Source organism: Corynebacterium sp. 20-84 (assembly GCF_053479455.1).
The window spans coordinates 1-25,895 of record NZ_JBRBCB010000017.1; the positions used below are offsets into that span (position 1 = coordinate 1).

Consider the following 25,895-nt stretch of genomic DNA (forward strand, 5'->3'; position numbering starts at 1 on the left):
AGTCTGGGCCGTATCTCAGTCCCAATGTGGCCGTACACCCTCTCAGGCCGGCTACCCGTCGACGCCTTGGTAGGCCATTACCCCACCAACAAGCTGATAGGCCGCGAGCTCATCCCACACCGAAAAACTTTCCACAATGGCATCCAAACCATCGTCCTATCCGGTATTAGACCCAGTTTCCCAGGCTTATCCCGAAGTGCAGGGCAGATCACCCACGTGTTACTCACCCGTTCGCCACTCGAGTACCCCTGCAAGCAAGGGCCTTTCCGTTCGACTTGCATGTGTTAAGCACGCCGCCAGCGTTCATCCTGAGCCAGGATCAAACTCTCCACAAAAAATCAGTAAAAGAACTGAGCCGTGAAAAGCCCAAAACCCAACCAAAACAAACCACACCACACAACAAAGCGTGGCCTGGCAATCCAAAAATTACTAAACAGTCACCCTCCAACCCTGACGGGGCAAAAGAAGAGGGCAACCAAAAATCCAATCAGTCATGCGACCAACCAGCGGCACCATTCCATCAATGGTTCAAACAGTACCGACCAGCACACACCACAAAAAGGGCATGAAACAGTCACACAAACCAACCAAACAAAATCATTGGCACACTATCGAGTTCTCACACAACACACGCACACTCGGCTTCGGAACTTTCGCCCCTCTGCCTTAGCGGCTTGTCTGACATTACTTTAGGCTGACATTTGATGTCAACTCTGTCGCAATATCAATTTTTTCTCGCCGCCACCTTCTGTTCAGACCCGTTAACCGGTTCTTAACGTCTCGCGGCGACGGATCAAAACATTAACCCTAAGTGGTTGCAGAATGCAAATGCGGCCTTTGAACTGCACGAATGATGCGATAGCTGAAACGTCTTAACCCATGTCGGACCAATGATCCGCCAGTTCGTTGAATATCTGTGTGTAGGCGATGATCGAGGCTGTGTCCTGCACGTTCAGTGGTGCAATGTAGACACGGCCCGTTTCTAATGCGGAGATGTCTTTCAACTCTTCGGTTCCGGCGAATGCGCGCATTGCCGGCACATACCCGTCGGCAGCAATGTCTTTTTGAGTCTCCGTTACAAAGAGGAACTTCGGCTCTGCCTCCACCAGTGCAGGAATATCCGCGGGATCCTCCGGCTTCAACGCGGGTGTGAGTTCGAGCATCTCGAATAGCGGCTGCCAGAGCGTGTCGCCGTCGGCTGGTTGAACAGTCACCTCTTCCCCGTTGACGGTCAGCGCGGAGAAGGTCCACTTCTCGGAACGCGCTTCGATGGCACGGCCACGCGCTTCGGAGAACTCCTTGTCCAGTTCGGCAGCTTCATCTTCTTTGCCGAAGATCGTGCCCAGCACCTGGATCTGCCGAACCATCTCCCAGTCGAGGGGGATGCCGTCGCGGGGCGTGAGATCGACAAACGCCGCATCCGGACGTTCGGCAGCGGCACCATCAGCAGTTCCGGCAACGAGGAGGTCGGCGTCGCTGCCCGGATCCTGCACCTCAACGCCCAGTGCTTCGAGCAGCTCACGGGAGCGGGCGTCTTGCGCGACAACGCGTTTTGGCGCAGCGGGCACGGTCTTGACCCCCTCGTTGTCCTCGATCTCCATGGAGCTGCTGGAAGCAGGCGAGGTAGAAGAAGTCGTTGTTTCCGCCTGCGGCGTTTCGTCGGCAGGCGTTGTGCAGGCGGTAAGCAACGCGCCTGAAGTGAGGAGCACCGCTCCCCGAAAAATTGCTCGGTTCATATCGCTGCACAGCTTATCGGAAACGACAAAACCGCCGGCCGTTACTGACCAGCGGTTTCATCGCTTTGTGGAGATGCCGGGAATTGAACCCGGGTCCTTCGCCACTGCACCAGGGCTTCTCCGTGCGCAGTTCGCACAGAATCTCTGCTCGACCCTCCGGATCAGGCGAACGTGTCCGGATGACGGGCCCAGCCGGTGAAAAGGTGTCCCCTCCGCGCCTCACCGGCACGGCGAGAGGGCAAGCTCCCTAGTCGATGCCAGGATCCGGGGCGGGAGCGAGCCCGGCCTGACAGACACGCGGTCGCTACTTAGGCAGCGAGGGCGTAGTCACGCTGAGAGTTCTTCTCTGCGTTTATCAAGTGCTGCGACGCTTCAAATCGGTGGTCTCCAGCCTGCACCGGCACGCTTCCCCTGGTTTAGTCGGCGAAGTCGAAACCAAGTCATCCCCTTCGCGTCCTGCGGCGGGATCATGCATTGACCGCAGGAGAGATAACAATAGCGCTGATCAATACCGCACGTCAAGCAGGTGCAACGCGCAAGAATTCGACTACGGTGTCGGGATCGACATCCACGGCGAGGCGGACAGCGCGCGCGACGTTCACCGGGTCCATCTTCGGGCGATCGCCGTGCTTCGGGTCGGCGAGCATGTCCGTGTCGGTGCGGCCCGGGTGGATCGAGGTCACGCGGATCTTCCCTTTTTCCTCCAGGCGGAGAGCATCGGTGAAGCCGCGCAGCGCGAATTTGGAGGCGCAGTACGCAGTGTTTTCTTCGACACCGTGGAAGCCAGCGCCGGAATTGATGGTGATGAGGAGACCACGCGATCGTCGTAAAGCGGGCAAAAGCTCGCGCGTGAGAGTGACGGGCGCGAGCACGTTGATGTCCATGGTCTCGCGCCACTGCTCGGCATCGAGCTCGTCGAACGGCGCCTTGTGCAGTACGCCCGCGGCGTGAACGACGATATCGACATTCTCGACCTTGCGCGCAGCCTCGACGATCGCCTGCTCGTCGCGCAGGTCGACCTCGAACGGCTCAGCGCTGGGAAGCTTATCGACGACCGCGCTCGCATCCTTCGACGCCCCCACCAGAATGTGGTGGTCTTTGCCCAGCTCCTCGGCAATCGCGCGACCGATGCCGCGGGAAGCGCCGGTGATGAGGGCTGTTTTCATGCCTTGATCCCCTTGAATTTGCGGCCGAGTTCGCGCGCGATTTCGCGGTCCTCGGTGCGTTTCTTGATGTCCTGGCGGCGATCATAGTCCTGCTTACCCTGCGCGAGGCCGAGCTCGACTTTGACGCGCCCGTCTTTGAGGTAGAGCTTCAGCGGCACGAGGGTGCGGTTGCCGTCGCGGACCTTGCCTTCAAGCGTGTCGATCTCGCGACGGTGCAGCAACAGCTTGCGGGTGCGGCGCGGCGAGTGGTTCGTCCACGACCCCATCGAATATTCGGGGATGTGGAGGTTGCGGAGCCAGACTTCGCCGTCATCGATGGTCGCGAATGCCTCGACAAGGGATGCCTTGCCGTCGCGCAGGGACTTGATTTCCGTCCCCACCAGGACGACGCCGGCCTCGTAGGTGTCGAGGATGTTGTAGTCATGGCGAGCTTTGCGGTTGGACGCGATGACGCCCGGACCGTCCTTTTTCTTTTTCTTCGCCATGACCTGACCTCCTACTTTCGCACGTAAGAGCGCAACGCTACCTGAGCGACCAGGCCCGATGCAAGAAGCGCGACGAGGCCGACGAGCGGCATGACGGTCCACACGGCGCCGTCGGAAAGCTTCGCGATGAGCAGGTTCTCGTACACACCCGCCAGCATCGGGTCGACGATCTGCGATTTGATCGCCCACACGCCCACCGTGGCAATGACCGCGCCGATGAACACGGAGATCAACGCCTCGAGAATGAACGGCGCCTGAGTGAACCAGCGGGTCGCGCCCACCATGCGCATGATGCCGATTTCTTCGCGGCGGCTGTACGCGGCGAGCTGCACCATATTCGCGATCAAGAACGCGGCTGCCAGCGCCTGCGCCGCAGCAATGATGAATGTCGCATTGCGGAAGGAATCGAGCGAGTCAGCCACGCCGCGGACATCGCTGGCCTGGTCGGCCACGTATTCCACCTGCGGCATGTCGCGCACAGCGTCGATCGGCTCGGTATTCGTCGGATCCTCCAGCCGAACATGCAGCGCCGCCGGCATCGAATCCTTCGAGGTCTCCTGCACCAGCACCGGGTCGGATTCCTGGAACAGCTCCACGAAACGCTCGTACGACTGCTCGCGGTTACGGAAGGTCACGGACTCGACGCGGTCATCCGCCTGCAGCTTGTCGCGCACTTCCGCACAGCTTGTCGACGAACAGTCCTTGTCCCCCGCCGAGATCTCCTCGCTCAGCTCCACCATCACTTCGACGCGGTCGAGGTAGAGGTCCTTGGTCTCGCTGGTGACCTTGGACATGAGGATGCCCGCGCCGACCAGCGCCAGCGACAGTGCCGTGGTGATGATCAAAGCGATCGTCATGGTGAGGTTGCGGCCCAGCCCGCGGAAGCCCTCACGGAAGATGAAATTCCAATTCATAGTTATGCCCCCACAGTTCCGTACACGCCGTGGCTCTCATCGCGAACAAGCTTGCCCAGGTGCAGCTCGATCACACGTTTGCGCATGTCATTGACTGCACGCGCATTATGGGTGGACATGATCACGGTCGTGCCCATGCGGTTGATGCGTGCCAGCAGCGCCATGATGTCGTCGGCGGTGGACGGGTCAAGGTTGCCCGTCGGCTCGTCGGCAAGCAAAAGATGCGGACGGTCCACGAACGCGCGCGCGATGGCCACGCGCTGCTGCTCGCCGCCGGACAACTCGTTCGGCATGCGGTTCGCCTTCGCGTCCAGGCCGACGATCTCAAGCGCCTCCGGCACCAGCTTCTTGATCTTCGACTTCGGCTTACCGATGACTTCCAGCGCGAACGCCACATTGTCGTACACGTTCAGCTTCGGCAGCAGCCGGAAATCCTGGAAGACGTAGCCGATGGACTGGCGGAGCTTGTTCACCTCCTTGCCCTTCAGCTCGTTGACGTGGAAGTCGCCGAAGTGGATGTCACCGCTGGTGACGTTCTCCTCGCGGATGAGCAGCTCCAGAAACGACGACTTGCCCGAGCCCGACGGGCCAATGAGGAAGACGAATTCGCCGTTTTCAATCGTCAGCGAGATATCGTCCAGCGCCGGCCGCGTCGACGTCGGATAGACCTTTGTCACATTCGAGAAAGTGATCACACGCGCCACTCTAGTGACAGACGCGGGCCGCACGGAAATCCCACTCGCGGAAACCGCAGGTGATTCAGGTGACGTTCAGGATTTTAGGATTCTTCGCCTTGCTGCTCCGCCATGCGCCAGCGGATACCGGCTTCGAGGAACCCGTCGAGGTCGCCGTCGAGGACCTTCTGCGGGTCGCCGACTTCGTAGTTGGTGCGCAAGTCTTTGACCATCTGGTACGGGTGCAGGACGTACGAGCGCATCTGGTTGCCCCAGCTGGCGTTGCCGCCGGCGCCGAGGGCGTCGAGCTCGGCTTTTTCCTCTTGGCGCTTGAGTTCCAGGAGCTTGGACTGCAGGACGTTCAGGGCCGAGGCCTTGTTCTGAATCTGGGACTTCTCGTTCTGGCAGGTCACCACAATGCCGGTGGGCTCGTGAGTAATGCGCACGGCGGAGTCTGTGGTGTTCACGGACTGGCCGCCGGGACCGGAGGAGCGGTAGACGTCGACGCGGATATCGGAGTCGGGGATGTCGATGTGGTCTGTCTGCTCCACCACCGGCAGAACCTCCACCTCGGCAAACGAGGTCTGGCGGCGGCCCTGGTTGTCGAAGGGCGAGATGCGGACGAGGCGGTGCGCACCCTGCTCGACGGAGAGCTGGCCGTACATGTACTCGCCGTGGACGACGAAGGTCGCGGATTTGATGCCGGCTTCCTCGGCGTAGGAGATGTCGTAGACGTCGACCTTGTGGCCGTTCTTTTCCGCCCAGCGGGTGTACATGCGCATCAGCATTTCCGCCCAGTCAGCGGCATCGACACCGCCGGCACCGGAGCGGATATTCACCACTGCCTCGCGCTCGTCGTATTCGCCCGACAGCATCGTGGTCACTTCCAGAGCGGAGATCTGGGTTTCCAGATCGGCCAATTCGTCGTCGGCAAGCGATGCGTCGCCCTCTTCTTCCGCGAGTTCGTACATGACCGGAAGATCGTCGAGACGCTGGCGGAGGCCCGTGACTTTTCGCAGCTTGGCCTGCACGTTGGATAGCTCCGTGGTCACCGTCTGCGCGTGGTCGGGGTCGTCCCACAAGCTCGGGTCGGCGGCCTGCTGCTCCAGCTCGCGGGCGCGTGAATCCATCTCGTCAAGGTCCATGACCGACTCGATGGTGGTCAGGGTGGAGTCGAGGGACTGGATCCGGTTGCTGGTCTCTGGCTGCATACGTGCGAAGTCTAGTGGACTTCGTAAATCGCCTACGAAGCACCACCGGAAGACCTACACTGTGTGGCGCACCCACACGGGCGCCCGCGGCAGCGGGCTGAGATCGCACTGATATTGAGCCGTGCGAGCACCGTCCGAACCTGTCTGGTTAGCACCAGCGAAGGAAGTAAGGAGCAGCTGATGGCTGATATTTACGCGTCTGAAATCCACCCGAAGCACTCGTACGCCCCGATTGTCGAAGACGGGCTTGAAGTTCCGGAAACCGCGATTGAGCTGGACGATTCCCCGACAGGGCCGAATGAGCCGTTCCGCGTGTACCGCACCCGCGGCCCGTGGGCCGAACCGGAAGAGGGCCTGCCGGACCTGCGCAGCGAATGGATCGCCGAGCGCGACGACGTAGAAGCATACGAGGGCCGTGCACGGAACCTCGAGGACGACGGCACCCGCGCAATGAAGCGCGGCGCGGCCAGCGAGGAATGGCGTGGAGCGACCCGCCCGACCCTGCGCGCGAAGGACGGCAAGCGTGTCACGCAGATGGCGTACGCACGCCGCGGCGAGATCACCCCGGAGATGCGCTTTGTCGCGCTGCGCGAGCACTGCGACCCGGAGAAGGTCCGCGAGGAAGTCGCTGCCGGCCGCGCAATCATTCCGAACAACATCAACCACCCGGAGTCCGAGCCGATGATCATCGGCAATGCGTTTTTGACCAAGATCAACGCCAATATCGGCAACTCCGCGGTCACTTCGTCGATCCGCGAGGAAGTGGACAAGCTGCGCTGGGCCACCCGCTGGGGCGCGGACACCGTCATGGACCTGTCCACCGGCAACGACATCCACACCACCCGCGAGTGGATCCTGCGTAACTCCCCTGTCCCGATCGGCACCGTGCCGATCTACCAGGCGCTGGAGAAGGTCGGCGGCGTCGCCGAGGACCTGACGTGGGAGATCTTCCGCGACACCGTCATCGAGCAGGCTGAGCAGGGCGTCGACTACATGACTGTCCACGCGGGTGTGCGCTTGCCGTATGTCCCGCTGACGTCGAAACGCGTCACCGGCATCGTCTCCCGCGGCGGCTCCATCATGGCCGGCTGGTGCCTCGCGCACCACAAGGAGTCGTTCCTCTACGAGAACTTCGACGAGCTGTGCGAGATCTTCGCGCAGTACGACATCGCATTTTCACTTGGCGACGGCCTGCGCCCCGGTTCCGTCGCCGACGCCAACGACGCCGCCCAGTTCGCGGAGCTCAAGACCATCGGCGAGCTGTGCAAGCGCGCCTGGAACCACGACGTCCAAGTGATGATCGAGGGCCCCGGCCATGTGCCGCTGAACATGATTCAGGTGAACAACGAGAAGGAAGAGGAATGGTGCGGCGGCGCCCCGTTCTACACTCTCGGCCCCTTGGTCACCGATATCGCGCCCGGCTACGACCACATCACTTCCGCGATCGGCGCTGCCAATATCGCCATGGGCGGCACCGCGATGCTGTGCTACGTCACCCCGAAAGAGCACCTCGGCCTGCCGAATAAGGACGATGTGAAAACCGGCGTGATCACCTACAAGATCGCCGCCCACGCCGCCGATGTGGCGAAGGGCCACCCGGGTGCGCGCGACTGGGACGACGCGATGAGCAAGGCTCGCTTCGAATTCCGCTGGCACGACCAATTCGCGCTCTCCCTCGACCCGGAGACCGCGCAGGCGTACCACGACGAGACGCTTCCCGCTGAGCCCGCCAAGACCGCGCACTTCTGCTCGATGTGCGGCCCGAAGTTCTGCTCGATGCGCATCAGCCAGGACATCCGCGACGAATTCGGCGACGCGATCGACGAGGCCCTGGATGATAAGAACAAGAAGCTCATCGCCGATCTGGGCATCCCGAGCTTCGCCGGCGGCACCGACTACCGCCGCGGCGAGCGCGAAATGGCCAAGGAATTCCACAAGCTCGGCTCGAATGTCTACGTTCAGGAATAATGGCGGCTGTGTCTACCGCAGCTTTCATTGATTCGCACCGCAATTCCACTGACGCCGAGCTCGCCCGCGCGCTCGTCGAGACAGCCGGGGGCCTGGCGCTGAGCATGCGCGACGAGGGGCTCGAGACCGGCCAGAAGACCTCGGTGTCCGACGTTGTCACCAATGCCGACACGGCCGCCGAGGACTTCGTCGCGGGAGCACTCGAAGCCTTGCGCCCCGAGGACGGGATCGTGGGCGAAGAGGGCGCGGCGAAGGCGTCGACAAGCGGGCGCACGTGGGTGATCGACCCGGTGGACGGCACCTACAATTTCGCGTCGGGCTCCGATTATTTCTGCTCCGCGCTCGCGCTCGTCGAGGGCGAGGCCAGCGACCCCACGCACATTCTGACCAGCGCGATTCACCGTCCCGCGCTCGCCACGACGTGGGTCGCAGACAACGGCACCGCGACACGGAACGGCCGCACGCTCGAGCAGCTTATCGACGCCCCGTTGCCCCACCTGGCGCTCGCCACCTACCTCCACCCCACCTCGATGAAAGACGAGGCCATCCGGAACGCGTGGCTGGACGCCACCAACTGTGCAGCCACCGTGCGCATGTTCGGCGCCGGCTCGATCGATCTGGCCACGGTCGCTTCCGGCGGGATCGGCGGCTGGCTGCAGCACTCTGTCGCCGACTGGGATTGGCTGCCCGGTAAAGCACTCGTCGAGGCTGCCGGCGGCAAGGCCGTGAAGGCCGATGCCGGTGGGGTCACATGGTGCGTTGCCGGAAACCGCCAGCTCGTCGACGAAGTGCTGGCTAAGCTTGAACAGCATGGCTAACTACTCCGACGACCTCGCCCTCGCCCTCGAACTGGCTGAGCTTGCCGACGCAATAACTCTCGAGCGCTTTGAATCCGCCGACCTGAAGGTGGATACCAAGCCCGACATGACCCCCGTTTCCGACGCTGATGTGGCAGTCGAGAGCGCGCTGCGCGACAAACTCGGCACCGCCCGCCCCGCCGACGCCGTCCTCGGCGAAGAATTCGGCGGCGACGTGCAGTTCTCCGGCCGCCAATGGGTCATCGACCCGATCGACGGCACCAAGAATTTCGTCCGCGGCGTGCCCGTGTGGGCGACACTCATCTCCCTGCTTGAGGACGGCAAGCCCGTCGTCGGCGTCATCAGCGCCCCTGCCCTGGCACGCCGCTGGTACGCCAGTGAGGCCGCCGGTGCGTGGCGCACATTCGCCGACGGCAGCGTCACCCGGCTGGGGGTCTCGGGGGTTGCGGGGCTGGCGGATGCGTCGATAAGCATCTCTTCCTTGAGCGGCTGGCGCGACCGCGGGTTGCGTGACCAGCTGATTTCGCTCACCGACGATGCGTGGCGCCTGCGCGGCTACGGCGATTTCTTCTCGTACTGCCTGGTCGCCGAGGGCGCCGTGGACATCGCCGCCGAACCTGAGGTCTCCCTCTGGGACCTGGCCGCCCTGTCTGTCCTCGTGACTGAGGCCGGCGGCCGCTTCACCTCGCTTGCTGGCGAGGACGGCCCGCACGGCGGCAATGCCGTGGCCACTAACGGCCTGCTGCACGACGAGGTGCTCGGCCGCCTCAGCTAGCGCGCCAGACGGAAGCCGTTGCCCACGCCCGGCGCGGCGTTGAGGTCGCGGATGATCGCGTCGATGCTCGTGGACACTGTCGGCGAGTGGATCGGCCCCTGCAGCGGGCTCATGCACTGCAGGTTCGCATTCCGCGGGATCGAGGAGCCGTTGACCAGCCCGACTAGGCGCGTGCCGGAATACAGCGGCGCGCCCGAATCGCCCGCCATCGCGCAGACCTGCGACTGCTGGCGCACGCCGTCCGTCATCCAGTTGATTCCGCAGGTCACACCCGACGCGTAGCCGTTCTTGCACAGCTGGTCGCCGGTGCGCACCGACCCACCCGTCGAGCGGATCGTCGTGCCGTTGTAACTCGCCGTCAGGTCCGCGCGCGGGCCGAGCTCGATCACCGCGTAGTCCATCGCCCCGTTCTTCCGCGCGACCCGGCCCGTCGGGCCCGCCGCGAACGAATCTGACGCGACCACCGGGTCCCCGACGTTGCCACAGTGCCCCGCGGTGAGCGCCACCTTGCGCCCCGCCCCGTCGGTGCCGACCGCCGCGACCGTGCACATGCCGTACAACCCGACGTAGATCGGCGCGCCCGGGCCGTACAGCGCACGCCCGCGCGACGCCGCATGCTTCGCACCCGGATTCGCCCGCTGTGCGTCGAACCACGAGCCCGGCACGCGGTGCAGCACACCCGGCGCGAACGGCTTGCCCGCCAGCACCTTTGCCGCCGGGTCCGTTCGCCACTGGTAATTCGGGTCGACCTGCGCATTCGCCTGTGGTGCAGCTACCAGAGCCAGCGCAGCTAACGCCGCTGCCGCCAAAGCCCGGATCTTCATGTGGTCGTCCCTTCTCCCAGAGGATCTGAATAGACAAACCGTACCGTACGGGTGTGTCCCTACAATGGCGCACATGACCGAACTCGACCTCCGCTGCTATTTCGTTACCGGCGCCGGTGCCCCCGACCAGATCGTGGAGACCGCCCGCACCGCCGCCCAGGGCGGTGTCGGCATCATCCAGGTGCGCAGCAAACCCATCAGCGCACGCGATCTGTACGACCTCGGTTTGTCCGTGGTCACCGCCGTGCACGAGGTCAACCCCGCCACGCGCGTGCTTATCGACGACCGCGTTGACGTCGCCCTCGCCCTCGCCCCCCACGGTGTCGCCGGTGTCCACATCGGCCAGGACGACCTGAACCCCCGCATTGCTCGCGACCTGCTCGGCCCCGATGCCATCATCGGCCTGACCACTGGCACCCTGGAGCTGGTCGAAGCCGCCAACGACTTCTCCGATGTCATCGACTACATCGGTGCCGGGCCCTTCCGCGACACCCCGACCAAGGACTCGGGCCGCGCTCCCCTGGGCCTCGACGGCTACCCCGCCCTCGTCGCAGCATCGGAGCTGCCCATCGTCGCCATCGGCGATGTCACCGTCGACGATGCCGAGGACCTCGCCCGCACCGGCGTCGACGGTGTCGCCATCGTCCGCGGCATCATGAACGCCGAGGATCCGCGCGACTACGTTGAGCGCGTGGTGGCCGGCGTCGACCGCGGACGCAGCTAACTCGCGAAACTGTCGGCACATCCGCGCTTCTCCACCTTCGGCATCACGTAGGAGTCGTTCCGGACCGGCAGCGAGTGGTTGTAGGACACGTAGCGGCTGCCGTCCCCGAAGTCGAAGACGATCTCATCTCCGTGACGGGTGATTTCGGCGTAGCCCTCCGTGACCAGCGAGTGGCACGCGGAGCACAGCGGGATAAGGTTGTCCATGTCCGTCAGGCCGCCATTGGCCCATTCCTCCATGTGGTGGAATTCCATGAAGCGCGTGTGCGTGCATCCCGGCATCGCGCACTGCCCGCCCCACATTGCCAACAGGGAGCGGATCTGCCCATCCGTTGCCAAACGCGTCGAACGCCCCGCGTTGATGATCAATCCGCGGTCATCGACCGTGTCCAGGCGCACCAGCGCATTGGCCACGAGGTTCGCCAGCCCCTCCGACGCCACCCCGGCATTATTGGGAAGGTACGCTCGGCCATCCAGTGTCGCCATCACGCTGACCTGCGCGCCCGGCGCCCGGAGCTTGCTCTGCGGTTGCGACCTGACCGCGTTGACCATGCCCATCAGCGCGTGGACCATCGCACGCCCCGTCGGCAAACCGAAGCCCGAAACGTCCTTCTTGGCCTGCATCTTCTCCTCTTCCTCCTCCTTCGCCTTGATGAGGGCATCCAGCTTGGCCGGGTCGACGTATCCGTCCTCCCCGATGAGCGAGCTCAGCTCCTCCTCGCTCGCCGCGAATGCGAGATGCCCGATCTTCAGCGCGGCGCAGAAGGCATCCCCGTCGACGTGATTGAGCCGCGCCCAAAGCGTCAGGTCCCCGTCATCTTCCTTCGCCATCCGCAGGTAGTACTCCTTTTTCGGCTTATCACCTCCGGCCTTTTCGCGTCCGGCCAGCGCGCATTCCAGGCCGTTATGCCCCAACTCCATCCCCTTTTCCACCAGCTCGACCTCATTCTCCGGCGTGAGATACTTGAGCAACAGCCGCAGCGCCGAGTAGCTCAAATTCCCCGCTGCGAACATCTCCGCCAGATACGGAAAATTCAGCAGCTGCCGCGCCACGTACACATACTCGTGCGCCGACGACTCAGAGATCCCCAGACGGCGCATCAGCCACGTCGCCGTGCTGGACGCCCCACATTCCTGGGCGAGACTGCGACGGTCGAACTCCCCGATCATCTCCAAGAGACCAGCCCTCGAACGCATCATCGAGCGATACCTATCAACAATCTCTTCGGCCAGCACTTCAGCCCTCAGCTCGGACCCTGCTTCCATCACCAACATGATTCCCCCCAATGGTTGTTTGCTTTTGTTAAACGAACCATACAAAACGACTTGGACACACTCGCACAAGCGTTCGAACATACCTGGTCAGAGACTCCGCAGTGCGGAGTTCCTGCACGTTTGCAAAGCGCTTATCGACGCCCCAAACAACCCCTTTAAAACGCCGACGTGCGGCACCGCCCCCGACTCCGCACTGCGGAGTCCCTGCAGTTTCACAAACGCCTATCGACGCCAGCACCCCCTAAAACTCCGCACTGCGGAGTCCCTGCGGTTTCACAAACGCCTACCCACGCCAGCACCCCCTAAAACTCCGCACTGCGGAGTCCCTGCGGATTTGAGACCCCCTAGAGCACTAGAACAAGTCGATAAGCGTCATGCCTCCAAGGACGACGGTAATCACGAAAATGATGCCGCCGATGATGTTGGTCACTAGGCCGTTGACGTGATCGCCGAGGAGCTTCTTGTTGTTCATGGTGTAGAGCAGGAAGAAGGCGACAACGGGCAGGAGGATGCCGTTGGCGGCCTGGGCAAGGATGATGACCTGCACTGGGTTGACGCCGGTGATGGCAATGATGGCGCCGACGATAACAACAGTGAGGTAGATGGCGCGGAATTTGTTGTCTGTCAGGTCACGGGACCAGCCCATGACTCCGCAGATGGCGTAGGCGGCGCCAAGAGGGCCGGCGACGGCAGAGGTCATGCCGGCGGCAAAGAGGCCGATGGCAAGGACCCAGGGGGCGACGTCGCCAAGCATGGGGCGAAGGGGGTCGGCGAGGTCGGCGGCAGACTCAGCCTCCAAACCCTGGCTGAACATCACGGTCGCGGCGGTGGTGAGAATGGCCAGCGTGATCAGGCCGCCGATGGAGATCGAGACGACGTTGTCCACGCGCGCCTTCTTCATAGCAAGGTCCTGCGGTTCATTGCCCCATTTCTCCTGCACCAGGTTGGAATGGAGGAAAACGTTGTACGGAACGACCGTGGTGCCAATCAGAGCGATGGCGGTCAAGGCTGCCCCAGCGGGCACTTCGGGAACGAAGATGCCGTGGAGAAGCGCGCCAACATCGGGCTTCACGGCCACAGCGGTGACGAGGAAGACGCCGACAAGAATGATCACCAGCGCAGTCATGAAGCGCTCGAAGAATTTATAACTGCCAGTGAGCAGCAGCAGGACGAGCACAGCGGCGATGATGCCGGAGAGGACGGGGACTGGAAGGTGGGTCACGTCGCTAAGCGCGAGTGCTGTGCCCGTCGTGTCGCCACCCGCGTACGCCGCGCCGCCGATGCCGATGGCCGTGACAATGAGCACGATCATGAAGAGCTTGGCCACGGGCGATTCGAAGGTCGCGCGCATCGCTTCGCCCGTGCTTATTTTGCCCATCAATCCCAGGCGGGCGGACATTTCCTGCAGGATGATCGTGGCGATGATGGAAAACACGATCGCCCAGCTCAGCGCGAAGCCGAAACTTGCGCCAGTGACTGTGGCGGTGGTGACGGTGCCCGGCCCGATGAATGAGGCACTGATGAGAAGCCCGGGGCCGAGCCATGCGGAGCGTTGTTTCTTGGCGGTGGACATGAGACCTGTCTCCTATCGCTAGTGACATGTGCTCCACATCACTTTATGTGAGAAAGTGTCAGCAGTCCTCCATATCCGCGAAAGCTTCCTCGACCGAGTCGTGCTCCTCGCGGGATTCTTCCCACACTTCCTTGGCGGCAGACAAGTTCACGGCGGCAATAATCGCGCCGACGATGATGTCGAACCAGCCAGTCGCCCACACGAAAGTGAGCAGGCCGGCGACGATGATGAGGATGTTGGCCAACGCGTCGTTACGCGCGGCGAGCCATGCGCCGGTGGCCAGGGAGGACCCTTCGTTGCGCAGGCGCAGCAAGATCACGGCGCAGATCAGGTTCACCGCGAGCGCGCCTACAGCCACACCGGTCAGCCCCTCAGGCGAGGGTGGCTCCGGGTTCACGATCTTGAGCACGACGGTCACGATCGCGGCGATCGCGGGGATCAGGATCAGGGCGGCGAGCACGGAGCCCGCTCTACGACGGCGCGCCGCCGACCACGCCACCGCGAAGAACACCAGCATGTTGATTGCGGTGTCCTCGAGGAAGTCCGCCGAGTCGGCAAAAAGAGACGCCGATCCGATCGCGATGGCCGCTGCGAACTCGACGAAGAAATAGCCGAAGTTCAGCAGCGCCACGATCAGAACGGCGCGGCGAATACGCTGTTCAGTCATGTTTAGTAGGAGCTAAAGCCATCCTCAGACAGGGAATGCTTCTCATCGCCGGTGATCGCCGGGTTGAACACGGAGACCAGGATCAGGTCCTCGTCCTTACCGCCGCGCAGGTAGTGGGCGTCGTGCTCGTCGAGGACGTAAAAGGTGCCCGGGGTGATCGGGTAGACATTGCCCTCAGTGTCCTCAACCTCGCCGGAGCCGCCGATGCAGTAACAGGCCTCGAGGTGGTTGCGGTACTGCAGCTTCGACTCGGTGCCGGCACGCACGACGGTGTGAGCAACGGCATAACCCATATTGTCCTTGGCGGTCAGCAGGCGCTCGGAGGTGCCGCCACCCCACTCAACAGTCTCGACATCGTCACGGGAACGAATAAACATAAACTCTCCTTAACTAAATCGGTTGCTCTATCCACGCTAAAGGAATTTCGTGTACGGCGAGGCGCGTATGGTCGGGATCATGATCCTTGCCATCATTCTCGCGGAGATCGCGTACTGGCTCTGCTTGTTCGGCGGGATGGCCCTGCGCTACGTGTTCAGGCTCCCAAAAACGGGATACGCCCTGCTGGTAGCCACCATCCCGATCAATTTCGTGCTACTCATCTACACGTTTTGGAGCATCGCGGACATGCGCTGGGCAAATTTCTTTCATGGGCTCGGCGCGTTCTATGCGGTTTTCGCCATCGCTTTTGGCAAGGACCTCATCCAGGCAATGGACCACAAGTGGCGTGGCACTTCGGACGTGAGCGGCAAGGGATTCGACCTCACCCGTTGTGTCATCGCATGCGTGATCACGATCGTGATTTTGGCGGCGATGATCACGCTCACGGGTCTTGCGGGCAGTTTCTGGTTGATCTACTGGATCATCGCGGTCGCTTTCATTCCGTTGTTCTGGTGGGCGATCGATAAATGGCAGCAAAGAAGGAAAGCATGAAGGTTGCAGTAATCGGCGGGGGCATTATCGGCTTATCGACGGCGCTTCGTCTCGCCGACGGCGGCCACTCCGTCACGGTGTACGACCCGGAGCCTGCCAGCGGCGCGACCTGGCACGCGGGCGGGATGCTCGCACCGGCGGCAGAGGTGGTGTACAAGCAGGACCCGCTGTTTCCGCTGATGATCGCGGCCGGAAAGTGGTACCCGGAGCTGATCGAGCTCACACAGAAGTACACGGACTCCCCCACTGGCTACCGCACTGACGGAACGCTGGTGGTGGCGAAAGACCGGGCTGACAAGACGCACCTGGAGGAATTGCAGGCCTACCAAGAGCTCCACGGGATGACCACGGAGCGGGTCACCACGCGGGAGGCGAGGAAGCTGGAGGGGGCGCTGGCGCCGTCGATAAGCGGTGCCGTGCATATCCCCGGCGACCACCAGGTCCGTCCGCGACTATTCGCTACCGCGTTGCAGGATGCGTGCGCTAAAGCCGGAGTCGAGTTCGTTGCGGAGGCCGTGAGCGATGTCAACGACGTCGATGCCGAGCAGGTCGTGCTGGCCAACGGGCTCGGCGCGCGCGAGACGACGGGCTGGTTCGACGGCGAAAATCCGCTGAAGCTGCGCCCGGTCTACGGAGACATGGTGGAGCTGCGCGTGCCAGAGCATCAGCGGCCGTTGATCGACCATGTGATCCGCGGTTTCGTCGAAGACCGACCGATTTACCTGATTCCGCGCGAGGACGGCACGCTCACGATCGGGGCGACGACGCGCGAGGACGATCGGGCGCAACCGCAGGCGGGTGGCGTGCTGCAACTGCTGCGCGACGCCAGCGAGATCGTGCCCGGCATCGAGGATTGCGATTTCATCGAAACGCACGTCGGCGCGCGCCCCGGTTCGCCGGACGACCTGCCATATCTCGGCCGTGTCAGCGACCGAGTCGTCGTGTCCACCGGCTATTTCCGCCACGGCATTCTGCTCGCCGCCATGGGCGCGAAGTGCGGGGCCGCGCTGGTCGAAGGTGCACAGCCACCCGTAGAGTTGGAAGCCTGTGATCCCCTGCGTCATTCAAGGAGGAACTAATGCAGCTGATCGTCAACGATGAAGAAATCACGACGGAGGCAGGAAGCGTCGATGAGCTTCTGCGCGAGCGTCTCGGCGAGGTACCCGCGGGCACGGCCGTCGCGGTCGACGGCGATGTCGTTCCGCGCTCCGAGTGGGAGACGACAAAGCTTGACGACGGCGCGAAGGTAGACATCCTCACCGCCGTGCAGGGAGGCTAGCGATGCTGGAGATCGCTGGCAAGAAATTCAACTCGCACCTGATCATGGGCACCGGCGGGGCGAGCTCGCAGGACATGCTGGAGCGCGCGCTGGTCGCATCGGGAACGGAGCTGACCACGGTGGCGATGCGCCGGTTCGCCGCGAAGCAGGACGGCGCCGGCGAATCCGTCTTCGATTTGCTGAACCGCCTGAATATCGCGCCACTGCCGAATACCGCAGGCTGCCGCACCGCGCGCGATGCGGTGATCACGGCGAAACTCGCGCGGGAGGCGCTGGGCACGGATTGGGTGAAACTCGAGGTCATCGCCGACGACCACACACTCCTGCCGGACGTCGTGGAAACGGTCGACGCGTGCGAGCTGCTTATCGACGAAGGCTTCACCGTCCTCGCCTACACCTCCGACGATCCGGTGGCGGCGAAGAAACTCGAGGACTTGGGGGCTGCCGCCGTCATGCCGCTCGGCTCCCCCATCGGCACCGGCCTGGGAATCCTGAACCCGCACAATATCGAGCTGATCTGCTCCCGTGCGGAAGTGCCCATCCTTATCGACGCGGGTGTCGGCACCGCCTCGGATGCTGCCCTGGCGATGGAGCTCGGCTGCGACGGTGTACTTCTGGCCAGCGCCGTCAACCGCTGCCAGGACCCGGAAGCCATGGCACGGGCAATGCGCCTGGCTGTGGAAGGCGGCATGCTCGCACGCAGTGCAGGACGGATTCCGAAGCGGGAGCACGCAGTGGCCTCGTCAAGCTTTGAGGGATTGGCCAGTTGGGCTGACCAGGTCCTGTAATTCTGCTAATAGTGGACTGTGACGACCGTCACTACCTAATTGAAGGAGTCCACACCATGAAGCGCATCACCTCCATCCTCGCCTCCACAGCTCTCGCTGCGGGGCTCGGCACCGTCGCCCTCGCCCCGCAGGCGGCTGCGGCGGCACAGTTCGTTGCCAATTCCGACGACTCCGTCCGCTGCGCCCTGTACGACGGCGAGACCCTCTGCGTGAGCGACCGCGCCCGCAAGTCCCAGCCGGAGTGCAACCCCAAGGGCGAGCTGATCCCGGCTGTGTCCATCCAGCGCAAGTGGGTTGGCACCAAGTGCTGGAACCAGGGCTTCGAGCGCCAGCCGAGCCGTCTCCAGCCGTTCCAGGTCTACAACCACGGCAACAGGGTCGTCTTCTCCAGCCCGACTGGCGACCTGTACGTCCTGGATATGGCAAAGCCGGCGCTGGTTCGCGCCGGCGGTGTCAATGCAGTTCTGTTCTCGCTCTAGTCCTTCTCCGTCTCGTCCTCGTCCTTTGCCTCGGTGAGCACGCTCTCGGTGAGGCGCCATGAGCCTTCCTCGTGGTCGTACTCGAGTTCGGGGCGGTCGATCTCGTTGCCTTCTTCGTCGTAGCCCGGCGCGGGCTTGGCGTCTGCCTCTTCGTATTTCTCCGCAGTGTCGGTCTTCTCCCACTGGCGGGAACGGAAGCGGCGTGCAGCCGCGGAATCGTCGCTCATCGCCTTCACCAACGAGAACATCATGATGAAGTAGACGATGAAGAACGGCAGGGCGATGATGATCACCACTTCCTGCAGCGCCTGAATGCCGGAATCGTTGATGAACAGCAGCGCGGCTGTCACCACGCCGACGGCGACGGCCCAAGCGACGCGGTAATACTTCGGCGTGACTTCTTCCTCACCAGTGGTGAACATGTCCATCACCAGGGCAGCAGAGTCAATCGACGTGACGAAGTAGAAGATGATCACCGCCAGCGCTACCGCGCCACTGACGAAGTACAGCGGGTACTGCGCCAACAGGGTGAACAACGCCTGCGGGGTCTCCCCGTCTTCCACGACGGGGCCGGTGAGCACGCCCGGATCATTCGTCTCGACGTCGATCGCCGTGCGGCCGAAGGTGGCGAACCAGATGATGTCAAAGACCGCCGGAAGCAAGATCGTGCCGGCAATGAACTGGCGCACGGTGCGGCCGCGGGAAATGCGGGCGAAGAACATGCCCACGTACGGCGACCAACACATTGTCCACGCCCAGTAGAACGCGGTCCAGGTGGCGTGCCAGCCCGGATTGTCATCGTAGGAATCCACCCAGAACATCATCTCCGGCAGCGACGCTGCATAGATACCGAAGGACTCGGTCAGGTGCTCGATGATCTTCAGCGTCGGACCCACGACGAACAGGAAGACCAAAAGCACAATCGAGCCGATGATATTCAGGTTCGACAGGAGCTTCACGCCCTTGTCTAGGCCGGTGGCCACCGACACGGAAGCGCAGACGGTGATGAAGATGATCACGGCCAGCTCCACCCAGGTCACCAGCGGAACATCCCACAGAATGTTCAGGCCCGCGCTGATCTGCAGCACGCCCAGGCCGACGGAGACGGCGAGGCCGAAGACGGTGCCGATGATGCCGATGGCGTCGAGAAGCTTGCCCGGCCACTCGTACACCTTCGAGCCGAGCAGCGGCGAGAAGATCGACGAGTAGCGCGCTGGCATCTTGCGCTTGTAGATGAAGTACCCCATGGCCAGGCCCGGCAGCGTGAAGATCACCCACATGTGAATACCGAAGTGGTAGTAGGTGAACTCGAACGCCTGACGGATGGCCTCACGGCTCATCGATTCATACTCGCCGCGCGGCGGGTTATACGCGTGGTGCAACGGTTCCGCGGCACCCCAGAACAGCAGCGTCGCACCCATGCCGGCGGCGAACAGCATGGAGAACCACACGGGCAAGGAGTACTCGGGCTCGTCATCGTCGTCGCCGAGGCGGTAGTTGCCGAAGCGAGACACAAACAAGACGATCAAGAAGATGAACACCGCGGACACGCCGCCGATGTACAGCCACGCGAAATTGTCCATCATCCAGGTGGACACGGTGGAATACAGTTCGCGGGCGCGTTCACCGAAACCGATGGTGAGCGCCACGAAAGCGACGATGAATCCGACGGAGGTAAAGAAGATCAGTGGATCAGCGCGAAATTTGCGCATGGGAATCGGCCCCGAATCATAGGTGGGCGGGCATTAGTGTCCCAAGAAAGCTTAGGCCATTAAAGTGGACGGGTGTGATTTCTCTTCCCGAGCAAGAATTGCGCCGTACCGCCCGCCAGATGAATCTGCCCGGCTTCGGGCCCGAGCAACAAGAAGCGCTACATAGCGCGAAAGTGCTGGTCATCGGAGCGGGAGGGCTCGGGTGCCCGATCATGCAGACGCTCGCGGCGACAGGAGTCGGGCATATTTCGCTTATCGACGACGACGTGGTCGACCTTACTAATATTCACCGCCAGATCCTCTTCGGGGCCTCCGATGTGGGCAGGAAGAAGACCGAAGTGGCCGCAGAGCGACTGCGTGAGCTGCAGCCCGGCATCGACGTGACCACGATCGACGGCCGAATGGATGCCTCGAATGCAGTGGAGCTGCTCGAGGGTATCGATGTGCTCATTGACGGCTCGGACACCTTCGCCACCAAATTCATGGCAGCCGACGCCGCCGAGATCACCGGCACTCCCCTCGTGTGGGGGTCGGTGCTGCGCTACCGCGGCGACGTGGCGCTGTGGTGGTCCGGCCCCGGCGCACCGGACGACGGCGTGGGCATGCGCGACCTCTACCCCGACCAGCCCGACGCGGATTCCGTGCCCGACTGCGCCACCGCCGGTGTGTTGGGCGTGACCACGAGCGTGGTCGGCGGACTCATGTCCACCGAGGTCATTAAATTCCTGACCGGGGTCGGTGAGGCGACTGTGGGCACACTCCACATGTACGACGCTCTGACCACCCAGATCCGCCGCTTCGATGTCCGGCGCGACCCCGGCCGCGAGCTGGTCACCGCTTTCGCCGACTATGAAGGCGCGGCGTGCGCTGTGCCCGATAACGGGAGCGAGGAGCTCCTGGAGGCCGTCGCGACGGGAGCCGCCGTCGCACTCGACGTGCGGGAAGAGCACGAGAAGGCCATCAAGGACATTTCAGCTGCCAGGGCCGAGCACATCCCGACCTCTGCTGACCCGCAGCTCGGCGTTGACTTCATCGACTCTCTCCCCGAAGGCACCGATGTGGTGGTGTACTGCGCATCGGGGAAGAGGTCACAGGGGTTCGTCGATAAGCACGCAGCTCATGCTGACGCGCGGAACGTGACGCTGACGAGCCTGCCTGGCGGCGTGAACGCGCTCTAGCGTTTCGCGCGGAAGTACAACGTGCCCGCGAGCGACGAGCAGACGGCCGAGCCGACGAGCACGAGGATGGTGTACAGAATTCCTGTGACTCCGAGCTGGCTCAAAATGAAACCGGTGAGCAGTGCACCGATGACGGCTCCGACGATTGCGACGATCCAACGACCCATTGTTTTCTCCTTTTCACGGTAAGCGCCCACCATCGTAGGAGAAACGGGCTAGCGTTGGGGCATGACTGACATCACTCTTCCCCGCCCCGACATCGATGCCGACGGCCTCCTCGAATACTCGGCAGTGTTCAGCGACCGCTCGCTGAACCACATGTCCGCCAAATTCATCGGCATCATGCAGGAAATCCAGGCGATCCTGCGCGAGACGTACCACGCTGAATCTGTTGCTGTGGTGCCCGGCGGCGGAACCTTCGCGATGGAATCCGTCGCCCGCCAATTTACCCGCGGCAAAGACGCGCTGGTCATCCGCACGGGCAACTTCTCCCACCGCTGGACGCAGATCTTCGATGCCTCCGGTGTCGCTGGGAACGTCACGGTGCTCAACGCCGAACCGACCTCCGACGACGAGCGCACCTCTTACGCCCCGCCCGCCATCGACGCTGCTGTAGAGCGCATCCGCGCCGAGCGTCCCGCCGTCGTCTTCGCCGCGCACGTGGAGACCGCGGCCGGCCTCGAGCTGCCGGTCGACTACATCTCCAAGCTTGCCGACGCCGCCCACGACGTCGACGCCCTCATGGTCCTCGACTGCGTCGCTTCCGGTACCAAGTGGATCAACATGGAAGAAACCGGCGTGGACGTGCTTATCTCCGCACCCCAGAAGGGCTGGTCCGGCTCCCCTGCTACCGGCTACGTGATGTTCTCGAAGGCCGCGCGCGCCGAGCTGGACAACACCACCTCCGACAGCTTCGCCATGGACCTGGCCAAGTGGACCGCCATCGCCGAGGGCTACGTCGACGGTTCCGCCGCCTACCACGCCACGGTCCCCACCGACGCGATCGCGCACAACCTCGAGCTGATGAAGGAAGCCAAGGAGATCGGCCTCGACGAGCTGACCGCCCGCCAGGTCGAGCTGGGCACCAAAGTGCGCGAGCTGCTGGCCGAGAAGGGCTTCTCCTCCGTCGCGGCCCCCGGGTTCGAAGCCACCTCCATCGTGGTCATGCACGCCGATAGCCCCGAACAAGCCGCGGGCGCCGCCTTCAAGCAGGCCGGCATCCAGGTCGCCGGCGGTGTCCCGCTGCAGATCGGCGAGCCCGAGAGCTTCTCCACCTTCCGCATCGGCCTGTTCGGCCTGGACAAGTGGGCCGACGTGGACGGCACCGTCGCGCGGTTCGCGGAGGCGCTGGACAAGGTCATCGCTGGCTAGCCAAAGGTCAACGAGTACAACTTCACGCCTGCCGAGGGCCGGATGCGCAGCATCCCCTCGGTGGGCGTTTCGGCTTTCACGAGGTCGAGGGTGCCGTCGGTAGCCGGGAATGTCTTTGTCGAACCATCCGGATACTCGACCTCGATCTCGCCTTCACCCGAAACCACGAGCTGGACCCACTGCGCGAAGACATTGATGTCGAGGTGTCCGCCGCTGCCGCTGGTGGAATGGACAGATTCTTTTTCGAGAACCCACTCGCCGCTGAGCGCGAACATTCCTCGCTCCGGTGCGGGTGCTTCGCCGAAGTCGTGCTCGCCGTCGGTGTAACCGGGCTGCTTGGTGTATTCGGCACGCGCAGTACCGAGATAAGTTTCCGGGTTCCGGCCCTTTGTACCGCCTGCTGCTTCGCCACCTTCGACCGGTTCGGGGAGGTCGACGTCGGGGTTGGCGTCGATAAGCAATTCACGCACGAGCTTTTCTGTCTCGGCGTAGCTTCCCTCCCCTTCCACGATCTGGCGGACATTGCCGTGCTTGTCCACCAGGTAGCGGGCTGGCCAGTAGAGGTTGTTGAAATTCCTCCACGTAGCGAAGTCGTTGTCCTGCGCCACCGGGTAGTGGATACCTTCCTTTTCTACGGCGTTGCGGACATTGCCCAGGTCGTGCTCGAAGCCGTACTCAGGGGAATGGACGCCGACGACGGTGAGGCCGGCATCGCGATAAGCGTCGTAAAGCTTGGTGATGTGCTCCCCAGCACGCTGACAGTTGATGCAGGCATATGCCCAGAAATCGACGAGCATGACACCGCCGTCCTGCGAGCTCGGCGGTTGGCCGGCGTTGATCCAGTTCGTCAGCCCCGCGAATTCCGGTGCCGGGCCACAATCCTGCAGCTGCGCGGGGTCGGCGCGGCGGCACGACTGAAGCGAACCGCTCCCGGTCGGGCCGACCTTGCTGAGAGCGTCATTGGCCAAGTCCGAATTCTCAAAGCGGTTCGACAGCGATGACGTCCAATTCGGCAGCGCACGCTGGATCGCCGCCGGCGCGTTGAGAGCCAACGCCACGGTGAACACTAGGATGAGCACGCCGATGGCCTTACGGTGACGCTGCACCGCGTCTACCTTGTCACCGATCTTGTTGCCCGCCAGAGCGAACACGAACAGCGGCAGCGCGGACCCGAGTGCGAACGCGACGGTGAGCACCACCGTGTTCCAGCCGATCTGCCCCGTCGTACCCGCCACCGTCACCGCTGCAAGCACCGGGCCTGCGCATGGGACGTACACCGCACCAAGGGCCAGACCGATGAGAAAACCGCCCTTGCCGCGTGTTTTCTCCTGCAATGCCGTGGGGCGCGGAAGCGCGTCAAAGGGCTTCTGCAACACCTCCCCCACCGACGGGAAAATCATTCCCAGCCCCACCCATGCCAGCAACACCACGCCCGCCCAGCGCAACACCGACTGCGGCAAATGCAACGCGCTAAGCAGCAACGTACCCAGCAGCGCGATCGCCGCGAAGCTCACGACCAACCCTGCCACCACGTGCGACGGTTTACGCCCGACACTGACACCGAGCACCACCGGCAACACCGGCAAAATGCACGGTGACAATGCCGTGATCACACCTCCGATGAATCCGACAAGAATCACGCCGATCATGAGTTTCCTCTACTTTCCGGTTGCCTTTCCTACACCCAGCACTACGGAGTGAGCACCCACACCGGATTGGTCCAATCCGCATCAACCCCCGGCTCCGTAGTACTCAATGACGGGCCAGAAACACTGCGCCTGCGAACCGAAAAAGAGAAGGAGACACCATGTCTATCAACCGCGCAATCGCCAGCGCCAGCGCCATCGTCATCGCCGCCACCGGCCTCGTCGCATGCAACGACACTGAGGGGACCGACGGCAAGATGGACGGCTCCATGGCTCCGTCCTCCGAGGCGATGATGAGCGAAGATTCCATGGCACCGTCCTCCGAGGCCATGATGAGCGAAGACTCCATGGCCCCGTCCTCCGAGGCAATGATGAGCGAAGACAAAATGATGGAAGAATCCAAGTAGCACATGACCCAGGTGTTAGATTTAGAATCTGTGGATCCTGACCGTCTCTTAGAAAGCGTGCGCGCGGGCGATAAAGTCGCTTTCGCCAAGCTTTACGACGTTCTGGCCCCACAGGTTCTAGGTCTGACCACCCACATCTTGCGTGACCGGGCCCAAGCGGAAGAGGTCGCCCAAGAAGTCTTCGTGGAGGTGTGGCAGAGCGCCCACACCTTCGACCCACACCGCGGCAGCGCCAAGTCATGGGTATTGCGGCTCGCCAAATCGCGCGCCATCGATCGGCTGCGCAGCTGGCGCAGTTCCCAAGCCCGCGACACCGACGATTTCAACAGTCAACTGACCTCGTGGGTCGCTGCCGCTGAAGACGAAGCTCAACAGCGACTAGAGTCTGAGGAGCTGCAAGAACTCATTGATTCAATCGGAGAGCCCCACCGAAGTGCGCTCATGCTCGCGTATTTCGGGGAACTCACCCACCAAGAAATCGCCGATGCCACTGGCGTCGCTCTCGGAACAGCGAAAACCCGGGTGCGCGACGGGTTGCAAAAGCTTCGCAAGGCCGTGTCGTTGAAAGGAGGCCTGTGATGGATAAAGATATCGAGGACCTCTTCAATTCCGCGGCCACGCCGGTCACCCCGCCACCGGAGCTCAAACGCTCAATCATGGAGCGTATCGACGCCACCGAGCAGGTCACTGACTTGGACACCGCGCGGAAGAACCGCTCCGGGCGACGTCTCACAGCCGCCGCAGCGGCCGCCGTCGTGCTCATCGCCGGTGGCGGGTTCACGGTCACCCAATTCACTGGCGACGAGTCACGCGAATCCGTGACAGCCCAAGGTGTCGACGAAATGCACGCAGTCATGGAGGCCGACGACGCGCGTCAAGGTCAGGCCGATGCGATGGGCGCGAGCCTCGACATCGTGATCAGCTCTGACATGGGCAAGGGCGGTGCCATGGTCAACGGCCAGCCAGCTCTCGACGACGGCATGGGGGCACAAGTCTGGGCAGTCATGGACGACGGCGCCATGGAATCCGCCGGCGTCATCGGCCAGGAGCCCCACGATGACGTGTGGATGCCTCTACCAGGTGGCACCGCTTCAGTTCTTGTCACCGAAGAAGTCGCCGCAGGCTCGGCGCAGCCCACCGGCGCGGTGCTGGCCAACGTGACGCTCTAGTGCCGGCTGCCTCCCTTGGCGCGCTTCAGGCCATTCGCGTCCTAAAAACCACAAAGCCCCGACCCAAAGTGGATGAGACGAGGTGGCAGGCCTAGCGTTAGTCCTATGACGTTGCCAAAGTTCGGTC

The 25,895-nt window shown here is 62.9% G+C and carries 28 protein-coding genes, 1 rRNA gene and 1 other RNA gene; 14 read left to right on the forward strand and 16 right to left on the reverse strand.

The window, feature by feature from the left end; all coding sequences use genetic code 11:
- The 8 genes from ACUY2Y_RS11195 to prfB form a co-directional block, all read right to left on the reverse strand.
- A 16S ribosomal RNA gene (locus ACUY2Y_RS11195) occupies positions 1–335 on the reverse strand; the annotation flags it as partial.
- A 537-nt stretch (positions 336–872) separates the two neighbouring features.
- On the reverse strand, positions 873–1,736 hold the full coding sequence (locus tag ACUY2Y_RS11200) for an ABC transporter substrate-binding protein (RefSeq protein WP_448326525.1): 864 nt from the start codon (positions 1,734–1,736) through the stop codon (positions 873–875).
- 65 nt (positions 1,737–1,801) lie between these two features.
- Positions 1,802–2,184: a transfer-messenger RNA gene (gene ssrA, locus ACUY2Y_RS11205) on the reverse strand.
- A gap of 70 nt (positions 2,185–2,254) precedes the next feature.
- Positions 2,255–2,902 (reverse strand): SDR family oxidoreductase, encoded by a 648-nt coding sequence (locus ACUY2Y_RS11210; RefSeq protein WP_448326527.1) that lies wholly within the window; start codon positions 2,900–2,902, stop codon positions 2,255–2,257.
- Positions 2,899–3,387, reverse strand: a complete 489-nt coding sequence (gene smpB / locus ACUY2Y_RS11215; RefSeq protein ID WP_448326529.1) for an SsrA-binding protein SmpB — start codon at positions 3,385–3,387, stop codon at positions 2,899–2,901. Before smpB ends, ACUY2Y_RS11210 begins: the two co-directional genes overlap by 4 nt.
- 11 nt (positions 3,388–3,398) lie before the next feature.
- Positions 3,399–4,301 carry a permease-like cell division protein FtsX gene (gene ftsX / locus ACUY2Y_RS11220; protein ID WP_448326531.1) on the reverse strand — a complete coding sequence of 301 codons (903 nt, stop codon included), beginning with the start codon at positions 4,299–4,301 and terminating at the stop codon, positions 3,399–3,401.
- A gap of 2 nt (positions 4,302–4,303) precedes the next feature.
- Complete coding sequence (gene ftsE / locus ACUY2Y_RS11225) at positions 4,304–4,996, reverse strand: cell division ATP-binding protein FtsE (protein WP_296148944.1); 693 nt, start codon at positions 4,994–4,996, stop codon at positions 4,304–4,306.
- 83 nt (positions 4,997–5,079) lie between these two features.
- Positions 5,080–6,186: a peptide chain release factor 2 gene (gene prfB, locus ACUY2Y_RS11230; RefSeq protein WP_448326533.1), complete on the reverse strand. Its 1,107-nt coding sequence runs from the start codon at positions 6,184–6,186 to the stop codon at positions 5,080–5,082.
- A 180-nt stretch (positions 6,187–6,366) separates the two neighbouring features.
- Here prfB and thiC point away from each other — a divergent pair, with 180 nt between their 5' ends.
- From thiC to hisN, 3 genes are read left to right on the forward strand one after another with little or no spacing between them, the layout of a single operon-like run.
- On the forward strand, positions 6,367–8,154 hold the full coding sequence (gene thiC, locus ACUY2Y_RS11235; RefSeq protein WP_448326535.1) for a phosphomethylpyrimidine synthase ThiC: 1,788 nt from the start codon (positions 6,367–6,369) through the stop codon (positions 8,152–8,154).
- On the forward strand, positions 8,154–8,972 hold the full coding sequence (locus ACUY2Y_RS11240; protein WP_448326536.1) for an inositol monophosphatase family protein: 819 nt from the start codon (positions 8,154–8,156) through the stop codon (positions 8,970–8,972). Before thiC ends, ACUY2Y_RS11240 begins: the two co-directional genes overlap by 1 nt.
- Entirely contained in the window at positions 8,965–9,747 is a 783-nt protein-coding gene (hisN, locus tag ACUY2Y_RS11245; protein ID WP_448326537.1) for a histidinol-phosphatase, read from the forward strand. The genes ACUY2Y_RS11240 and hisN overlap by 8 nt, the downstream gene beginning before the upstream one ends.
- Here the strand turns inward: hisN and ACUY2Y_RS11250 are convergent.
- Positions 9,744–10,571, reverse strand: coding sequence for a S1 family peptidase (locus tag ACUY2Y_RS11250; RefSeq protein WP_448326539.1), 828 nt, complete (start codon positions 10,569–10,571; stop codon positions 9,744–9,746). The genes hisN and ACUY2Y_RS11250 overlap by 4 nt on opposite strands.
- Before the next feature lie 73 nt (positions 10,572–10,644).
- On the opposite strand from ACUY2Y_RS11250, the gene ACUY2Y_RS11255 reads away from it, so the two are divergent.
- Positions 10,645–11,295 carry a thiamine phosphate synthase gene (locus ACUY2Y_RS11255; RefSeq protein WP_448326541.1) on the forward strand — a complete coding sequence of 217 codons (651 nt, stop codon included), beginning with the start codon at positions 10,645–10,647 and terminating at the stop codon, positions 11,293–11,295.
- Here the strand turns inward: ACUY2Y_RS11255 and ACUY2Y_RS11260 are convergent.
- The 4 genes from ACUY2Y_RS11260 to ACUY2Y_RS11275 form a co-directional block, all read right to left on the reverse strand.
- Positions 11,292–12,560: a DUF222 domain-containing protein gene (locus tag ACUY2Y_RS11260; protein ID WP_448326543.1), complete on the reverse strand. Its 1,269-nt coding sequence runs from the start codon at positions 12,558–12,560 to the stop codon at positions 11,292–11,294. The two genes, ACUY2Y_RS11255 and ACUY2Y_RS11260, sit on opposite strands and share 4 nt — an antisense overlap.
- 361 nt (positions 12,561–12,921) lie before the next feature.
- On the reverse strand, positions 12,922–14,142 hold the full coding sequence (locus tag ACUY2Y_RS11265; RefSeq protein ID WP_210574088.1) for an Nramp family divalent metal transporter: 1,221 nt from the start codon (positions 14,140–14,142) through the stop codon (positions 12,922–12,924).
- A gap of 58 nt (positions 14,143–14,200) precedes the next feature.
- The gene (locus tag ACUY2Y_RS11270) at positions 14,201–14,809 is read right to left on the reverse strand and encodes a cation transporter (protein WP_210574090.1); all 609 of its coding nucleotides are present in this window, start codon (positions 14,807–14,809) and stop codon (positions 14,201–14,203) included.
- 2 nt (positions 14,810–14,811) lie between these two features.
- The gene (locus ACUY2Y_RS11275; protein WP_210574092.1) at positions 14,812–15,186 is read right to left on the reverse strand and encodes an ectoine synthase; all 375 of its coding nucleotides are present in this window, start codon (positions 15,184–15,186) and stop codon (positions 14,812–14,814) included.
- A 49-nt stretch (positions 15,187–15,235) separates the two neighbouring features.
- Here ACUY2Y_RS11275 and ACUY2Y_RS11280 point away from each other — a divergent pair, with 49 nt between their 5' ends.
- From ACUY2Y_RS11280 to ACUY2Y_RS11300, 5 genes are read left to right on the forward strand one after another with little or no spacing between them, the layout of a single operon-like run.
- Positions 15,236–15,739: a hypothetical protein gene (locus tag ACUY2Y_RS11280; RefSeq protein ID WP_448326547.1), complete on the forward strand. Its 504-nt coding sequence runs from the start codon at positions 15,236–15,238 to the stop codon at positions 15,737–15,739.
- Positions 15,736–16,818 carry a glycine oxidase ThiO gene (gene thiO, locus ACUY2Y_RS11285; RefSeq protein WP_448326549.1) on the forward strand — a complete coding sequence of 361 codons (1,083 nt, stop codon included), beginning with the start codon at positions 15,736–15,738 and terminating at the stop codon, positions 16,816–16,818. The genes ACUY2Y_RS11280 and thiO overlap by 4 nt, the downstream gene beginning before the upstream one ends.
- A complete protein-coding gene (gene thiS / locus ACUY2Y_RS11290; RefSeq protein ID WP_448326551.1) occupies positions 16,818–17,018 on the forward strand; it encodes a sulfur carrier protein ThiS in 201 nt (66 codons plus the stop codon). Before thiO ends, thiS begins: the two co-directional genes overlap by 1 nt.
- A gap of 2 nt (positions 17,019–17,020) precedes the next feature.
- Complete coding sequence (locus ACUY2Y_RS11295) at positions 17,021–17,806, forward strand: thiazole synthase (RefSeq protein WP_210574096.1); 786 nt, start codon at positions 17,021–17,023, stop codon at positions 17,804–17,806.
- Positions 17,807–17,862: 56 nt separating this feature from the next.
- Positions 17,863–18,285: a hypothetical protein gene (locus tag ACUY2Y_RS11300; protein ID WP_448326553.1), complete on the forward strand. Its 423-nt coding sequence runs from the start codon at positions 17,863–17,865 to the stop codon at positions 18,283–18,285.
- Here the strand turns inward: ACUY2Y_RS11300 and ACUY2Y_RS11305 are convergent.
- Complete coding sequence (locus ACUY2Y_RS11305; RefSeq protein WP_448326555.1) at positions 18,282–19,997, reverse strand: BCCT family transporter; 1,716 nt, start codon at positions 19,995–19,997, stop codon at positions 18,282–18,284. The genes ACUY2Y_RS11300 and ACUY2Y_RS11305 overlap by 4 nt on opposite strands.
- Positions 19,998–20,071: 74 nt before the next feature.
- Here ACUY2Y_RS11305 and ACUY2Y_RS11310 point away from each other — a divergent pair, with 74 nt between their 5' ends.
- The gene (locus tag ACUY2Y_RS11310) at positions 20,072–21,175 is read left to right on the forward strand and encodes a ThiF family adenylyltransferase (RefSeq protein ID WP_210574099.1); all 1,104 of its coding nucleotides are present in this window, start codon (positions 20,072–20,074) and stop codon (positions 21,173–21,175) included.
- Here the strand turns inward: ACUY2Y_RS11310 and ACUY2Y_RS11315 are convergent.
- Positions 21,172–21,342 (reverse strand): glycerol dehydrogenase, encoded by a 171-nt coding sequence (locus ACUY2Y_RS11315; RefSeq protein WP_210574101.1) that lies wholly within the window; start codon positions 21,340–21,342, stop codon positions 21,172–21,174. The two genes, ACUY2Y_RS11310 and ACUY2Y_RS11315, sit on opposite strands and share 4 nt — an antisense overlap.
- A gap of 61 nt (positions 21,343–21,403) precedes the next feature.
- On the opposite strand from ACUY2Y_RS11315, the gene ACUY2Y_RS11320 reads away from it, so the two are divergent.
- A complete protein-coding gene (locus ACUY2Y_RS11320) occupies positions 21,404–22,546 on the forward strand; it encodes an aminotransferase class V-fold PLP-dependent enzyme (protein WP_448326557.1) in 1,143 nt (380 codons plus the stop codon).
- Here ACUY2Y_RS11320 and ACUY2Y_RS11325 read toward each other — a convergent pair.
- Positions 22,543–24,195, reverse strand: a complete 1,653-nt coding sequence (locus ACUY2Y_RS11325; RefSeq protein WP_210574105.1) for a cytochrome c biogenesis protein CcdA — start codon at positions 24,193–24,195, stop codon at positions 22,543–22,545. The two genes, ACUY2Y_RS11320 and ACUY2Y_RS11325, sit on opposite strands and share 4 nt — an antisense overlap.
- Positions 24,196–24,353: 158 nt before the next feature.
- Here ACUY2Y_RS11325 and ACUY2Y_RS11330 point away from each other — a divergent pair, with 158 nt between their 5' ends.
- From ACUY2Y_RS11330 to ACUY2Y_RS11340, 3 genes are read left to right on the forward strand one after another with little or no spacing between them, the layout of a single operon-like run.
- Entirely contained in the window at positions 24,354–24,599 is a 246-nt protein-coding gene (locus ACUY2Y_RS11330) for a hypothetical protein (RefSeq protein WP_448326560.1), read from the forward strand.
- Positions 24,600–24,629: 30 nt separating this feature from the next.
- Positions 24,630–25,178 (forward strand): sigma-70 family RNA polymerase sigma factor, encoded by a 549-nt coding sequence (locus ACUY2Y_RS11335; RefSeq protein ID WP_448326562.1) that lies wholly within the window; start codon positions 24,630–24,632, stop codon positions 25,176–25,178.
- Complete coding sequence (locus tag ACUY2Y_RS11340) at positions 25,178–25,768, forward strand: anti-sigma factor (protein ID WP_210574111.1); 591 nt, start codon at positions 25,178–25,180, stop codon at positions 25,766–25,768. The genes ACUY2Y_RS11335 and ACUY2Y_RS11340 overlap by 1 nt, the downstream gene beginning before the upstream one ends.
- Positions 25,769–25,895 lie beyond the last annotated feature (127 nt).

Coding starts and splice junctions, on each gene's coding strand:
- ACUY2Y_RS11200 (WP_448326525.1), bottom strand. CDS start 1,736: ATGAACCGAGCAATTTTTCGGGGAGCGGTGCTCCTCACTTCAGGCGCG.
- ACUY2Y_RS11265 (WP_210574088.1), bottom strand. CDS start 14,142: ATGTCCACCGCCAAGAAACAACGCTCCGCATGGCTCGGCCCCGGGCTT.
- ACUY2Y_RS11305 (WP_448326555.1), bottom strand. CDS start 19,997: ATGCGCAAATTTCGCGCTGATCCACTGATCTTCTTTACCTCCGTCGGA.
- ACUY2Y_RS11270 (WP_210574090.1), bottom strand. CDS start 14,809: ATGACTGAACAGCGTATTCGCCGCGCCGTTCTGATCGTGGCGCTGCTG.
- ACUY2Y_RS11315 (WP_210574101.1), bottom strand. CDS start 21,342: ATGGGTCGTTGGATCGTCGCAATCGTCGGAGCCGTCATCGGTGCACTG.
- ACUY2Y_RS11260 (WP_448326543.1), bottom strand. CDS start 12,560: ATGGAAGCAGGGTCCGAGCTGAGGGCTGAAGTGCTGGCCGAAGAGATT.
- prfB (WP_448326533.1), bottom strand. CDS start 6,186: ATGCAGCCAGAGACCAGCAACCGGATCCAGTCCCTCGACTCCACCCTG.
- ACUY2Y_RS11255 (WP_448326541.1), top strand. CDS start 10,645: ATGACCGAACTCGACCTCCGCTGCTATTTCGTTACCGGCGCCGGTGCC.
- ACUY2Y_RS11320 (WP_448326557.1), top strand. CDS start 21,404: ATGACTGACATCACTCTTCCCCGCCCCGACATCGATGCCGACGGCCTC.
- ftsX (WP_448326531.1), bottom strand. CDS start 4,301: ATGAATTGGAATTTCATCTTCCGTGAGGGCTTCCGCGGGCTGGGCCGC.
- hisN (WP_448326537.1), top strand. CDS start 8,965: ATGGCTAACTACTCCGACGACCTCGCCCTCGCCCTCGAACTGGCTGAG.
- smpB (WP_448326529.1), bottom strand. CDS start 3,387: ATGGCGAAGAAAAAGAAAAAGGACGGTCCGGGCGTCATCGCGTCCAAC.
- ACUY2Y_RS11250 (WP_448326539.1), bottom strand. CDS start 10,571: ATGAAGATCCGGGCTTTGGCGGCAGCGGCGTTAGCTGCGCTGGCTCTG.
- ACUY2Y_RS11275 (WP_210574092.1), bottom strand. CDS start 15,186: ATGTTTATTCGTTCCCGTGACGATGTCGAGACTGTTGAGTGGGGTGGC.
- ACUY2Y_RS11240 (WP_448326536.1), top strand. CDS start 8,154: ATGGCGGCTGTGTCTACCGCAGCTTTCATTGATTCGCACCGCAATTCC.
- ACUY2Y_RS11300 (WP_448326553.1), top strand. CDS start 17,863: ATGAAGCGCATCACCTCCATCCTCGCCTCCACAGCTCTCGCTGCGGGG.
- ACUY2Y_RS11340 (WP_210574111.1), top strand. CDS start 25,178: ATGGATAAAGATATCGAGGACCTCTTCAATTCCGCGGCCACGCCGGTC.
- ACUY2Y_RS11295 (WP_210574096.1), top strand. CDS start 17,021: ATGCTGGAGATCGCTGGCAAGAAATTCAACTCGCACCTGATCATGGGC.
- thiC (WP_448326535.1), top strand. CDS start 6,367: ATGGCTGATATTTACGCGTCTGAAATCCACCCGAAGCACTCGTACGCC.
- ACUY2Y_RS11325 (WP_210574105.1), bottom strand. CDS start 24,195: ATGATCGGCGTGATTCTTGTCGGATTCATCGGAGGTGTGATCACGGCA.
- thiO (WP_448326549.1), top strand. CDS start 15,736: ATGAAGGTTGCAGTAATCGGCGGGGGCATTATCGGCTTATCGACGGCG.
- ACUY2Y_RS11210 (WP_448326527.1), bottom strand. CDS start 2,902: ATGAAAACAGCCCTCATCACCGGCGCTTCCCGCGGCATCGGTCGCGCG.
- thiS (WP_448326551.1), top strand. CDS start 16,818: ATGCAGCTGATCGTCAACGATGAAGAAATCACGACGGAGGCAGGAAGC.
- ACUY2Y_RS11330 (WP_448326560.1), top strand. CDS start 24,354: ATGTCTATCAACCGCGCAATCGCCAGCGCCAGCGCCATCGTCATCGCC.